Consider the following 13536-nt stretch of genomic DNA (forward strand, 5'->3'; position numbering starts at 1 on the left):
GGCGATATTATGTATTACTTAGTCGTAGATTATTGAATATTAATTTTACATTAGAGTAATTAATAGGCTAAATGAACCAACAAAAGCCACAATTAGTTCGTGCACAAATAATTCGAATACAAACTATTTATTAAGCTTTCATGACGTTTCATCGGCGAAAGTTCGCTCGGTAAAAAAGATAGGGTCAACTATCAATCTCTAGGTAAAAACCAAAGGTCAACCGGCTAAAGTCAGCGAGTCGAAATCAACTTTTTCAACCAAGAATTTTAATACATCACACCAACTGTGATACTTGCTGCAAACTGTCAGTTGGTGATTATCTAAGCTGGAATTCAACTTGTAGAGTGCTCATTGCTGAGCCATTCTTTATAAAAGAAATAAGCATTTTCCTGTGACGAAATAGAGAAAAAGACAAGGAATTCGAATGATAAAAATGTTGGTGTGCGACTTTGACGGTACGCTTGATGGAGGCTCATCTCACGGTGTTAACCAGTTGTTTGATTACCTCACAGAGCAACCTGATATCCGCTTTATCATCGCGACGGGAAGAACATTACCATCGATTCGAGTGGGTTTAGAATCGGATAACTACCCGAAACCACACAGTATTATTAGCGATGTGGGCACGAAAATTCATCATGTTCATTCCCAAAAACCAGACCATGTTTGGCATAACCAACTGGAAGCTTCTTGGAACAAATCAAAGGTAGAAACGGCTCTCGCACCCCTTGATTTTATGGGTGAGCGCATAGAAAACCATCAAGGCGATTACAAGATCACCTTTGAAGGAAAGCTTTCAGAGCCTCAACACGAACTGATTGAATCTAGTTTGGAGATGCACGGATTAGATGTTCACCTTACTTACTCTCATGATTGGTACTTAGATATCACACCAAAAGGCGTAAACAAGGCGACGGCGATTCACCACCTACTCGAACAACACGATTTGAGCGTTGCAGAAGTGTGTGTCGCCGGTGATTCAGCTAACGACACCTCAATGCTCACCATTGAGGGCGTAAACTCGATACTGGTCGCTAACCATTACCCAGAGGTTGCTCACCTATCTGATAGAGACAACGTGTACACCAGCAGAGCAACACATGCTGAGGGTGTTTTAGAAGGACTTAAATACTGGCAAGGGCGTGCAGCTGCGGGTAATTAGAAATAAGTAGAGGTGACCGACTGCTCCCTACTTCCTATCCTTATTTCCAACCGGGAAGCCAATGATCCTTGTCGGTGAGATCCCGCCAGTTGATGTCTTCCTCTCGTTTGGTCATCACCGCTTCGAGCAAACAACGAATGACCTCCCCTTCTTCAAACTCGACCTCTGTGACCATAAAGTGTTTTTCTTTCTTTATTGGGCTAACGGCCGTCCATTTACTGCGAAGTAGTTTCTTTGGATTGATTCGATTCATGAGCTTATTTCTCGCTTAGATGTCATTGATTATTATGGGTTGTCTAGCCGACATTGAGTAATAGTCTTCATCGCAAGAAAAGGATCAAAAAAAGCCAGCGATTAGGCTGGCTTCGTTCAGGGAGCCATTTCTGGTTAAAGATTAGCCGTTTTTAGGTGGATCAAATGCCGTAAGTTCTAATACTGGACCTGTGTATTTTTCAATCTTCACAAGCGCAGAGTTTGCAGCACAGCCATTCGCCAAACGAGAAGTCGGGATATCCAACGTAAGCACGTTACAGCCACCGTTTTTACATAGACCTGTGTCTTTATCTAAATCTGGCCAACCGCCTTCATGGATACATACAGAGCCTTGTTTGATGCCATCCGTCACTAACGCACCCACCAATACTTGTCCACGACCATTGTGTGCGCGAACCAAGTCACCCGTTTTAATGCCTCGAGCTTTCGCATCTTCAGGGTGAATTGAAATCGGCTCACGGTCTGCAATCGCGTACTCTTCGCGGATCTTCGCGTAGTTGAACTGGCTATGCAGACGGTGCGCGGCGTGCGCTGTCATCAGTTGCAGTTCGCCATCTTTAGCATTACCTGTGTACTCTGTTGGCTCCATCCAAGTTGGATGTGGAGGACAATCATCAAGCTTGTAACCCTCAATCGTTCTAGAAAAGATTTCAATCTTGCCACTTGGTGTTCCGAGTGGGTTCATAATTGGATTTTCACGGAAGTCAGCGTAGCGAACAAACTTCGCATTCTTGTCGTTCCACTTCATCTCAATCAGTTGGTTATCTTCCCAGAACTTGCTGAAGTTTGGCATTGCAACACGTGCAGCGCGGCCACCTTGTTGAGCAGCTTTATAGAATTGGTACAACCATTCCATTTCTGTTTTGCCTTCGGTGTACACCTCATGGCCACCAGGCGCTAACAGTTCTGCCATATCTGCAAATACATCGAAATCGTTACGAGCTTCACCTTGAGGCTCAACCGCTTTCTTCATTGGTACTAAGTGCTGGTTACTATAGTCACCTGTCATCGTCAGGTCATTACGTTCAAAGGATGTTGTAATAGGCAAAACAATATCCGCATGCTTAGCGGCTGCGGTCCAGTAAATCTCTGAAATAACAACCAGTTCCGGTTTCTGCCACGCTTTGATCAAACGGTTGGTGTCTTGGTGATGAGTGAAGTTACCACCGCCCGCCCACCAGATCATTTTGATATCTGGGAATACACGATCATGACCATTGTGCTTGTACGCTTTGCCCGGGTTTTCCAGTGCTTCCACAATACGAGCAACAGGGAACGAGTTGATCACCTTGCCTGTCGCAGACCAGCCACGCTCATCACTACCTGCAACAGCACCCAAAGATGCAGACATTGCAGGCAATACGCCAGCGTCACGAGATGGGTTACCGCCATTTGAGTAGTGGTAAGAGAATCCAAAACCACCACCTGGCAAACCAATCTGACCAAGCATTGCAGCAAGAGTTACTAGCATCCAGTGGCGTTGCTCACCAAATTGTTGACGCTGAATACCCCAACCTGCCATCAACATGGTGCGGTTGCTGCTGAAAATATCAGCCAGTAATTCAAGCTGTTTAGCTGGCACACCACACACGCTTGACGCCCACTGTGCATCCTTCACTACGCCGTCGTCTTTACCCATCAGGTAATCTTCGAAAACGTCATAGCCTGTCGTGTATTTGTCGATGAACGTTCGATCGTGTTTACCTTTGATCACTAACGTGTGGGCAATACCCATCAACATCGCAACATCCGTCATTGGGTGTGGAGCAATCCACTCTGCGTTGTCACCAAAGAACTCGATAGTTTCAGAGCGCATTGGATCGATAGCAATCACGGTTTTGCCAGACTTCTTCAATTGATGGAAGAACTCAAGACCAGAACAGTCGGTTGAACTCCAAGCAATCTTCAAAGTGTTCATTGGGTTTAGCCCCCAAAGCACGACCACATCACTGTGTTCTAACACCATTGGGTGCGTTGTTTGTTGTTCGTATACTTCAATCGAGCCCACAACGTGCGGCATGATAACTTGCGCTGCACCTGTTGAGTAATCGCCCATGTGACCCGAGTAACCACCAGCCATCCCCATGTAACGTTGAAGTAAGGTTTGTGCCTTATGAAGCACACCACTAGAACGCCAGCCGTATGAACCTGCGAAAATCGCATCTGGGGTGTTATTTGCACGAATACGCATGTGCTGTTCGTGTATTAGTTTGTACGCTTCTTCCCAAGATACGCGAACAAACTCATCGCTACCGCGCGCTGCTTTAGGCGCTAACGGATTATCTAAGTAGCTCTTGCGCACCATAGGGTATTTAATACGCGCTTTGGTATGTACTTGGTCTGGGCCCGTTGTTTGAAGGCTGTTGAAAACGGTTTGAGGTACCGCATTCGTTGTAGACACTAGCTTGCCATCTTTCACTTCACACAGCATTGGTCCCATACGACCAGCCGTTAGAACACCTTTACCACGCGTGTTTGACGAAGCGACTGACATTGGAGAGAACGACGTAAACGCCATCGCACCAGCAGTCATACCTGTGCCTTTTAAAAATCCGCGACGTGTAATATCTGTCATTTTTTATTCCTTACAATTAGTGGCCAACAACGTCTTTCGCGTGGTTTTGGAAGTACTTAGTCAGAAGCTCAAGGTTTTGTTCTGAGATATCTGTACGAGCTCCCATACCTTTAGCTACCGGTCCCCAAGCGTTAACGGTGAAGTGCTCACCAGGAATTTTTGCGTGACAAGTTGAACAGTAAACGTTGTCTAACTCTTCTGCGTAAGACCAGATTGGGTCTAGGCTATCGACAACTGGCGATGTAATGTCACCCGTTAACGCAACAGAACGCCACTCGTTACCGTAAGCATCGGCCTTGTATTCACCCGTTTTAAGTGCGGCTTGCCCTTGCTCAGTCAAAGTCGCAACAATTGAGCGCTGGCCTTCACCGAAGTAAAGTACTTGCTCTGCGCCTTTCATTTGGAACGCATTCAAAGTCACATTACGGTTGTCGCCTTCCGCTTTAATCACTTCTAGTTTTGCTGTCGGGTTTAGGTTACCAAATTCGCCCATTGCGATATCGGTTACTGGGTAAACCACTTTCGCATCTGCTGGCGTGTTTTTCGTAAAGGCAATCAGAGTATCGAACGCTTTGCTGTCTAGCTGAGCTTCAGGAGCGAAATGCGCGACACCTTTGTGACAATCAATACATGTTTGGTCATTTTCGCGACCGTATGCATGCATTTTCGCTGCATCACGAGATTGTTCGAATGTTTCCATTGCATCGAAATCGTGGCAAGAGCGACATGTCGCTGAATCGTTTTCACGGAATTGAGCCCAAACTGTCTCAGCCATCTCTTTACGATGCGCTTCGTATTTCTCGGGCGTGTCGATCTTACCCGAGATAAATTCGTGATAGATGTCTTTAGACGCTCTCACTTTAGTGATCACGTAATCCACCGGATCCGTTGGAATATGGCAATCAGCACACTCTGCTCGAATGCCTTTTGCGTTACTAAAATGGACCGAGCCTTGGTACTCTTTATGTGGCGTTTCCATGGTGTGGCAAGACACACAAAACTCAGTGCTCGATGTGTAGTGCATAACCGCTGCTGTTCCACCTAAGGTCAACCAGCCAATGCCTATACCAACCGCTGCTATTAGTGCGATATAACGTTTTTTTATTGTCATAATTTTTAATCATCTTCAACAATTGCTTACAATTACAAGTAGAGTAGTACTTTAGGGGTAGCTATATTTGACGTGGATCATGGTTCGTATTCCGAGGAGCAAAAAATGAACCTTTATTTGAGCACGATGCAAGTTTATGAAAACGCCCCATTCGCAACTCAATCATCATGCGAATCAATATGTGAAAAACTCATTCCCCATAACAATCAATACGTAGTAACGACACTAAATCACTCCTTAGGTCAAAGAACTAAATTGTAACTGCATTACAATGATGACTATCTCTTTTTCATAAACTCCTCACTCAATGAACCAAACAGAATTCCAACAAAAAATGGCGAGTTTTACCTCGATTGAACAAGCGCTTGATTACTTCGAAATTGGGTTTGATAGCAAGTTCATCAACCAAAATAGAGTCGAGCTTGTGAAACGCTTTAATGGTTATCTGATCCTGTCAAAACCCGATGATTGGTTCTCAGGAAGAAGAGCGCTGAAAAACGCTTATTGTAAGGTTCAACGCAGCAAGTTAGATCGCCACACGCGTTCTGCCTGTCGTGGGTGTACAACTTGCCAGCGTCGATAGATCGGAAGTACTGTTCAAAATAGAGAACTAGAAAGTAGATAGTTGAAATAACATCTCATTACGATTTAGTTAGTGGTTTGCTCGAAAAAAAGTGTGCTAGTCTTACGGCAACTCAACTACGAGATAAAAACTACAATGAAAATTTTCAGCAATTTCGAAAGCGGCAACATTCACGTCGTTTCAGCAGATTCACCACAAAACATTCAACTGACTATCCCAGCAGACTACCAAACTGAAATCTCTCAGTGGTTCCACTTCCGCTTAGAAAGTGAAGCTCAACAAGCTCACCACTTTGAAATCGGTCAATTGGCGACATCTGCCTACCCTGAAGGCTGGAAAGATTACGATGTGGTTGCATCGTATGACCGTGAAGAGTGGTTCCGTATCCCATCTCAGTTCGATGGCGATACATTAAGCTTTGATATCATCCCTGAACACGATTCAATGTACTTCGCGTATTTCGCACCGTACTCATACGATCGTCACCAAGATCTTCTGCACAGTGCTCAAACGCACCCAGCTTGTAAGCTTGAAACTCTAGGTCACACACTAGACAACAACGACATCACTTTGCTAACTATCGGTGAGCCAAGTGAAGAGAAGAAAAATATCTGGGTTATTGGTCGCCAACACCCAGGCGAGACGATGGCTGAATGGCTGATCGAAGGCCTGCTACAACGCCTGCTTGATGAAACAGATACGGTCGGTCGCTCTCTGCTAGACAGCGTTGTGTTCCGCGTTGTACCAAACATGAACCCAGATGGCAGCATCCGCGGTCACCTGCGTACTAACGCGATTGGCGTAAACCTGAACCGCGAATGGCAATCACCTTCTATGGAACGCAGCCCAGAGGTATTCCTTGTTCGCGAGCGTATGCTAGAAACTGGCGTTGACCTGTGCCTAGATATTCACGGCGATGAAGCGATTCCATATAACTTTGTAGCAGGCAGCGAAGGCACACCTTCTTACAACGAGCGCATCGCGAAGCTAGAGAACCACTTCAAGCAAGCACTGCTCACTATCACGCCTGAGTTCCAAGATGAATTTGGTTACGATAAAGACGAACCGGGCAAAGCGAACATGACAGTTGGCACAAACTGGATTGGTGAGCAGTTCAAGTGTTTAGCTTACACCGTCGAGATGCCATTTAAAGATCACATCAGTCACGCTGACGAACTTTACGGCTGGTCTCCAGAGCGAAGTGTCGCGTTTGGTCACGACATGCTAGCTGCGGTTTGGGCTACAGTAGACGAGCTATAGAGTCACTAAGCTCTTTAATTTGTCCATATATCTAGCTTGATAGATAGAACAAAGCCCAGCACTTGTGAAAGTGCTGGGCTTTTTAATCTCTGCATAGAATGAGCGATTTGCGCCTTAAGGAATCTAACGTCAGTCGCTTTTAAGCCACTCTTAAGCTTGCAAAAAATACCGGGTATCTTTGCCTAATATGCCTTTGTTCAGACACCATATCTTTGAAGCTTGGGCCTTGTGATAACTGAACGATCACTTCATCGCCCTCTTGTCTCAATACAGCACCACTAACATCGATACTGTTATTGTCATGCAACCTCAAGGTACCAGCCATTGAAAAGCCACGATAAACCGGAATGATGTTACGCATCATCAGGCGTACACCCTTTTCAGAAACTTCACTGACATGAAAAAGCTCATCCTTAATTCGCATCACCGGACGTGCCTTTTGAGGGTACTTTAAGCGGTAATATTTGCGTTTCTGGGTGAATGAATCTTCACGCATTAGTGACTCCCTGTCTCTGTTATTTCGGTCAAGCAATAGACTGTAGCTTCAATTGGTTTTAAACAAACACATTCACCAAATTGATAGCTAATTATTATATCGACTTTCCGAGCTAATGCTTTAGAGATTTATCCAGAGAAACACGGATTGCTGAGCATTCAGTAAAAAATGAGAACTGAATCGAAAATGAAAACTAAGATGGAAATGAGAACTGAATCGGATATGAACTGAGCCAATAGCTAAAAATCCAATTCTTCGCGTCGCACCCTAAAGCTGAAACAATGCCAACTGAATGCTGAAGCCCACGAATAGAACCCCACACACAATGTTCATCATTTGCGAGGTGCGCTTTTGAACCAACAAGCGCTTAAAGGTATCCGCCATTAAGATCACAACCAAGAACCACATCGACACCACTGACGCTTGAATTGCACCGAGCATCAAACTGTCTGTCACAATCGCATCTGTTGAAACAAATTGAGGGAATATAGAAAGATAAAACAGGACGATTTTAGGATTCAGTAGATTAGTGAGAAGCCCTTTGAAAAATTGGTTATAAAGCTTACTTCCCGACGCACTGACCACAGAGAGCACGCCCTCTTGAGCGCGCAGCGCCGCACGAAAATGGTTATACCCAAGCCAGACAAGATACAAAACCCCAGCCCACTTTAGCCCTTCAAAGGCCATGGGAGTGTTCGACAGTAATAGGCTTATGCCGTTGGCCGAGATAAAGGCGTGAAAAAAGAAACCACATGACACGCCCAACACGTTCACAAATGCGAACAGCTTCCTTTGAGTTAAGGCTGTGCTTAATACCAACAGCGCATTTGGGCCCGGGATAATAGCAATAAAAAACACGATAACAATAAACAGCCAGATACTGTCCCAACTCATTTCGATCTCATTTCATGAACATTTTTAGGGCGGACATTGTACGTCCATTCAGTGCCATTACAATATGATAAACGCTTAATTATCGCGTATGGCTAACATACATAACTCGCGCGTATAATGAATGTGTTTATCGTCTAACATACAAAACTGATTCTCTAACATTTGTAGCCCTGTTAGACTCCACCTCCCTTTTGATACTTGGTTCATTTATGTCATTTGCTAGCCTAACCCTTAACGCAAAAACCGTCTCCGCGCTCCCATCTCAATTCAATAAGCCGACAGAGATACAGCAAGCGGTAATTCCTACCATTATTGCGGGGAAAGACGTACTTGCATTGGCTCAAACGGGCAGCGGTAAAACATTGGCGTTTGGCTTACCGTTACTGAATAACATCAACCAAGATGTAAATAAACTGCAAGCACTGATCATTGTTCCAACCCGTGAACTTGCATCTCAAGTGACCAAATCTTTAGAGCCGATCGCAACAGCGCTTGATATCAAATTGGTAACGCTAACGGGCGGCGTGAATACTGATGATCAACAGCAACAATTATCGACTAAACCACAATTAGCCATCGCCACACCGGGCCGCTTACTTGCTTTAATCAAAAGTGGTGAACTGGATGTAGCTCAGTGTTCATCATTGGTTCTTGATGAAGCCGATCGCCTGATCGACATGGGCTTTTGGCCAGATATTCAAGCGATTACTGCAGCACTACCGAGCAAACGTCAGTCACTGCTGTTCTCTGCGACACTTCCGCCCGAATTAGTAGGGCAAGCTGAAGAGCTTCTTTTAAATCCAGTTAAAGTCACGACACATCAAGAAAACAGCGTGGTCGCGACTATTGAAGAAACCCTGTATTTAGTAAACAAAGGCAGTAAAGCTCAAGCGCTCATCGCACTACTCAATCAACACACATGGCCGCAAGTATTGGTATTTATTGGCGCAAAAGACAATGCCGACGCATTAACCAAACGATTGAATAAAGCCAAAATCAGTGTGAGTGCGTTACATGGAAATAAGAGCCAAGAAGAACGAGAGCAAGCATTAGAAAGTTTCAAAAATGGCGAGACTCGTGTGCTTATCGCGACAGACGTGATGGCTAGAGGCATCCATATTGATCAGTTACCTGTCGTAATTAACTTCGAATTACCTTCTCACTCAGCAACTTACGTACACCGCGTTGGTCGTACAGCAAGAGCAGGAAGTACTGGCTGCGCGATCTCTCTGGTTAGCCACAGCGAAACTGATTACCTAAATGCAATTCGCACCCTGACCAATAAGCCGTTAGTGCTGCAACCATTAGAAGGTTTCCCTGTTACCGACAAACCTGCATCTGAAGCGACCGCTCGCAAGCGTCCACCTAAAGATAAAATGGCCAATCGAAGAACAGCCAAAAAGAAGAGCATTAAGCAATTTAAAAGCAAACCAAATAGCTCCAAGTAACCAGAAATAGCGCTAAGCAGCCAGAAATAGAATGGTCAGCCCAGTTTGTACTAGGCTTTTTTATATGCAACAAAACATAAATTCACACCCAAAAACTTACCTAAAGTTGCCAACTTAAATGACACTTTTGTGAATTATGATGCCAACGTATTGATTCTTGGTTGCTCAAAAAAAATACTCTTAAATCACGTTGACGCCCCTATATCTGGCAACTAGATTTTTCTATTAGTGTCTACAACAGGAGGTCATTGAAATGAAACGTGCTAGCTCTACATATCGATTACAACTGATTAAGGAAGTGGCAACCCGCCGAGATCGTCAACGTTCCAATGACCCGATGGCAAACTACATACAAACCCTAATAGATAATAAAGATGATTGTGATACTTCGGTTGAACGCAACCAGAGGTTCAGTGGCAGTCATTTTGATGAGCACATAGGTGGTTGGGTAAGTGACCACTGGGGTAACAAGTAGGACAAAGAGAGTAATCCAACCAGCATAACCGCTGTAGAATTCGTCTCCGCATTAACCTATCATCTGCAACAATTCCCTATCCTAGAGTAAGCAGAAAGTGTCTGAGTTAAAAAGAGAAAAAGAAGTGATGGTTGCCTTCCAAGTGATACCTCGCGTTAAAGAAGGCAACAACTTCGAAGTGGTTGATAAAGCCATTGAAGTTGTGAAAGCTGCCGATGTGCCTTTCCAAGTCGGTGCGATGGAAACCACGATGAAAGGTGAACTCAACCAATTACTCGATATCGTTAAAAAAGCAGAACAAGCTTGCTACGATGCAGGGGCTGTAGAAGTGATCACGAACATTAAGATTCACAGTAAAACCACCGAGGCCGATGATACATTTTGCACGTACCATCGTGGTGTAACGAAAGCGAATCACATGTTTGTTTAATCACTTTTTTGTTTCTGAAAACTGAGCTTTAAAAAAGACTCTGGAGAACCAGTGGTGTTATTGGAAAGGCATGTCTGAGAGGTGAGAAAGGATTTCCATTCGTTCTTCTTCTGACATCGAATGCCAATCACGCGGAGTCTCTTCAGGGTCATCTTTCGCCCCGATCGGTTTTCGGTCCAGTGCTTTGACTGGCTCTTTTTTGAGTTTTACGTTCTTTTTATTCATACCGACACCACTCCTTCAGGTACAAAGGTACCTACCTTAATATTACACCCCAACCATTATGTAAAGTAATAGTTACTTCGGAGTTAAATAAAATCTTAATACTTCCTCTTTAGCCAAAAAGATCTCTTTGGGGACTTGTGTTTCCCTCTTCATCGACCTGCTTACCAACCAAGTTTTTTTGCTTCATTATTTTTCGTCTATAGCGCTGACGACACAGCTTTATCACGTGCAATTGTTCTGACGCTGTCATCGACATCCAATTAAACCGCTCTTCTCTTTTGCGCATACAACCATTGCAATAGCCTTTGTCATCGCTTGAACAAACCCCAACGCAAGGGCTTGGAACTTGGAAAAACTCTAACTGCTCCACCATGCCTCCTTACACATTCAAAATTACGCTTACTCTCTCAAAAATAAGCGATTAATTTGTCGCCTAGCTCATGGAATCCATACTAAACTATGACCTTATACTGACACATATAGTGTTTTGTAAACTATACTTTGAACCCATCAAGTTACACTTATTCGGTAACTTCGTTCTTTCCTTTGGAGCCTTATAATATGAAGTTTAGTTCAAAAAAATTACTAGCAGTAGCCGCTTTACCTATGATGCTAGCAGCATGCACAACAACAGGTGACAACGCGATGCAAGTAACACCAACCGATCTACAGCACCATAATTGGGAACTTGCGCAAATTGATGGCAAGGACATTGTGAAAAGCGAAGACCAAGCAGCTCCTCGTCTAGAGATCGGCGAAAAGATGACTGCAAACGGCATGGCTGGTTGTAACAACTTCTTCGGTCAAGGCGAGCTGAAAGACGGTCAATTCCGTATCAAGCAAATGGGCATGACAATGAAAATGTGTCACGGCTCTGCGATGGAAATCGAACAATCGGTTTCTGCTACTCTAAGCGAGTGGAGCGACGTAACGCTAACGAACGATACGCTAGTACTGAAAAACGATGTACACACGCTAACGTACACCATTCGTGACTGGGTAAACTAATCCGTCATCGAAGCCAAATATTGATTAAAGGAGCCTGATGGCTCCTTTTTTATTGCCTGCTTGCCCTCACTACTTCTTCAAAATTGACGCTCATCGCCGACTTTTCGTACCAACCTCCAATAAACCTCAAAAATCTCTCATTTAGATGCAATAAATTCAACGGTTCAGCGGTCTGTTGCTAGGATGGCAAAAGCCTAGAGTCTGTCGAGTTTTCGAGATGATTACATATCGAACAAAACTCAACCGCGAACTCCCTGCTTGTTCTCAAGTAATTGATTGAATTTACTGTTGAATTAGAATTTATTTCAGAAACAGATAGAATAACTATTAGGGCATGTTGATCTTTCGTTAACCGCGAAAGGTCAATACGCCCTAGGGAGTTTGAAAATACAATGCTCTTGCCCGTTCACTACCAAATGGAAAAGTTTATGAACAAGATAGTAAGTACGTTAGGAATCATGGCAACCGTTGCATACAGCGCAACCATTTATGCTGATGAAGCAACATCCACCGACAGTTGGAACCAAATAGAACAGCAGGCAGAGGGAGAAACTGTCTACTTTCACGCTTGGGGCGGAAGCCAAGAGATCAATCGTTACCTACAGTGGGCAGGCAAGAAATTACAAAGTGACTACGGTGTCACGTTGAAGCATGTGAAAGTGACCGATATAGCGGAAACCACCACTCGACTGCTCGCTGAAAAAGCAGCAGGAAAGAACAGTGAAGGCAGCGTCGATATCGTCTGGATCAATGGCGAGAACTTTCGCTCGATGAAAGACAACGCGCTGTTGTTTGGGCCATTTACAGAATCACTGCCAAATTGGCAGTATGTCGATAAGTCTCTGCCAATTGATGTCGATTTTTCGGAGCCGACAGAAGGCTTAGAAGCACCTTGGGGCGTGGGACAACTTGTGTTCATTCACGACCAAGAGACGCTGCATAATCCACCGCAATCATTCTCTGAGATGTTGAGCTACGCTCAGGCTTTCCCGAACCGCTTAAGCTACCCTCGCCCACCAGAATTTCATGGCACGAGCTTCATTAAGTCTCTACTGATTGAACTAACAAACAATAACCCTGCGCTGGCTCAGCCGGTTTCAGAAGACAACTTCCAAGAAGTGACGGCACCACTGTGGGTTTACTTAGATAAATTCCATAAAGTGGCTTGGCGCGGTGGCAAACAATTCCCAGCAGGCACATCGGAAAGCATCCAACTTCTGGATGACGGACAGATAGATCTCGCGATTACGTTCAATCCAAACTCTGTTTATTCAGCACAAGCAAGTGGTCGCCTAGCCGAAACCACTAAGGCTTATGCTCTAGAAAGCGGCGCTCTATCTAACATTCATTTCCTGGCGATTCCTTGGAATGCCAATGCAACCGCAGGTGCTCAAGTGACCATTAACTTCTTACTGAGCCCAGAAGCACAGTCTCGCAAAGGTGACCTCAATGTTTGGGGCGATCCTTCGGTTCTGAGCAGCAAGTACCTCACTGGCAGCGCTAAAAACACCCAGCAATTTAAATCGGTTGATGAACCACACCCTAGCTGGCAAAACGCGCTCGAGAAAGAGTGGCTTAAGCGATACGGTAACTAGT

The 13536-nt window shown here is 44.6% G+C and carries 15 protein-coding genes; 8 read left to right on the forward strand and 7 right to left on the reverse strand.

Annotated features, from left to right (window positions below; all coding sequences use genetic code 11):
- Window positions 1-424 precede the first annotated feature (424 nt).
- The gene (locus AB4484_RS08395; RefSeq protein ID WP_048609434.1) at window positions 425-1162 is read left to right on the forward strand and encodes an HAD-IIB family hydrolase; all 738 of its coding nucleotides are present in this window, start codon (window positions 425-427) and stop codon (window positions 1160-1162) included.
- Window positions 1163-1202: 40 nt separating this feature from the next.
- Here the strand turns inward: AB4484_RS08395 and AB4484_RS08400 are convergent, their stop codons facing one another.
- From AB4484_RS08400 to AB4484_RS08410, 3 genes are all read right to left on the reverse strand, one after another.
- Window positions 1203-1415, reverse strand: a complete 213-nt coding sequence (locus tag AB4484_RS08400) for a TIGR02450 family Trp-rich protein (RefSeq protein WP_372077522.1) — start codon at window positions 1413-1415, stop codon at window positions 1203-1205.
- A gap of 141 nt (window positions 1416-1556) precedes the next feature.
- Window positions 1557-4010, reverse strand: a complete 2454-nt coding sequence (locus tag AB4484_RS08405; RefSeq protein ID WP_372077524.1) for a molybdopterin guanine dinucleotide-containing S/N-oxide reductase — start codon at window positions 4008-4010, stop codon at window positions 1557-1559.
- Window positions 4011-4026: 16 nt separating this feature from the next.
- Window positions 4027-5121: a NapC/NirT family cytochrome c gene (locus AB4484_RS08410; protein WP_050634658.1), complete on the reverse strand. Its 1095-nt coding sequence runs from the start codon at window positions 5119-5121 to the stop codon at window positions 4027-4029.
- Between the two features lie 307 nt (window positions 5122-5428).
- Between AB4484_RS08410 and AB4484_RS08415 the strand changes: the two genes are divergently transcribed.
- Complete coding sequence (locus tag AB4484_RS08415) at window positions 5429-5704, forward strand: nitrogenase-stabilizing/protective protein NifW (RefSeq protein WP_050645067.1); 276 nt, start codon at window positions 5429-5431, stop codon at window positions 5702-5704.
- A 135-nt stretch (window positions 5705-5839) separates the two neighbouring features.
- Window positions 5840-6964, forward strand: coding sequence for a M14-type cytosolic carboxypeptidase (locus AB4484_RS08420; protein WP_048614453.1), 1125 nt, complete (start codon window positions 5840-5842; stop codon window positions 6962-6964).
- Between the two features lie 139 nt (window positions 6965-7103).
- Here AB4484_RS08420 and AB4484_RS08425 read toward each other — a convergent pair whose 3' ends face one another.
- On the reverse strand, window positions 7104-7460 hold the full coding sequence (locus AB4484_RS08425) for a hypothetical protein (protein ID WP_048609429.1): 357 nt from the start codon (window positions 7458-7460) through the stop codon (window positions 7104-7106).
- Window positions 7461-7727: 267 nt separating this feature from the next.
- Window positions 7728-8354 (reverse strand): LysE family translocator, encoded by a 627-nt coding sequence (locus AB4484_RS08430; protein WP_372077527.1) that lies wholly within the window; start codon window positions 8352-8354, stop codon window positions 7728-7730.
- Between the two features lie 209 nt (window positions 8355-8563).
- Between AB4484_RS08430 and AB4484_RS08435 the strand changes: the two genes are divergently transcribed.
- From AB4484_RS08435 to AB4484_RS08445, 3 genes are all read left to right on the forward strand, one after another.
- Entirely contained in the window at window positions 8564-9802 is a 1239-nt protein-coding gene (locus tag AB4484_RS08435; RefSeq protein ID WP_372077529.1) for a DEAD/DEAH box helicase, read from the forward strand.
- A 253-nt stretch (window positions 9803-10055) separates the two neighbouring features.
- On the forward strand, window positions 10056-10277 hold the full coding sequence (locus AB4484_RS08440) for a hypothetical protein (RefSeq protein ID WP_017057116.1): 222 nt from the start codon (window positions 10056-10058) through the stop codon (window positions 10275-10277).
- A 127-nt stretch (window positions 10278-10404) separates the two neighbouring features.
- Window positions 10405-10707: a thiamine-binding protein gene (locus tag AB4484_RS08445; protein ID WP_017065764.1), complete on the forward strand. Its 303-nt coding sequence runs from the start codon at window positions 10405-10407 to the stop codon at window positions 10705-10707.
- Between the two features lie 57 nt (window positions 10708-10764).
- Here the strand turns inward: AB4484_RS08445 and AB4484_RS08450 are convergent, their stop codons facing one another.
- Window positions 10765-10932, reverse strand: a complete 168-nt coding sequence (locus AB4484_RS08450; protein WP_009846446.1) for a hypothetical protein — start codon at window positions 10930-10932, stop codon at window positions 10765-10767.
- A 109-nt stretch (window positions 10933-11041) separates the two neighbouring features.
- Window positions 11042-11305 (reverse strand): DUF1289 domain-containing protein, encoded by a 264-nt coding sequence (locus AB4484_RS08455; RefSeq protein WP_082241990.1) that lies wholly within the window; start codon window positions 11303-11305, stop codon window positions 11042-11044.
- Window positions 11306-11493: 188 nt separating this feature from the next.
- Here AB4484_RS08455 and AB4484_RS08460 point away from each other — a divergent pair, with 188 nt between their 5' ends.
- Together AB4484_RS08460 and AB4484_RS08465 are read left to right on the forward strand one after the other, a co-directional pair.
- The gene (locus tag AB4484_RS08460; RefSeq protein WP_004734625.1) at window positions 11494-11940 is read left to right on the forward strand and encodes an META domain-containing protein; all 447 of its coding nucleotides are present in this window, start codon (window positions 11494-11496) and stop codon (window positions 11938-11940) included.
- 428 nt (window positions 11941-12368) lie between these two features.
- Window positions 12369-13535, forward strand: coding sequence for an ABC transporter substrate-binding protein (locus AB4484_RS08465; protein ID WP_248368262.1), 1167 nt, complete (start codon window positions 12369-12371; stop codon window positions 13533-13535).
- The last annotated feature ends 1 nt before the right edge of the window (window position 13536 follow it).

The sequence above is a fragment of the Vibrio sp. 10N.261.46.A3 genome (assembly GCF_041472995.1).
GTDB classification, from domain to species: Bacteria; Pseudomonadota; Gammaproteobacteria; order Enterobacterales; family Vibrionaceae; genus Vibrio; species Vibrio coralliirubri.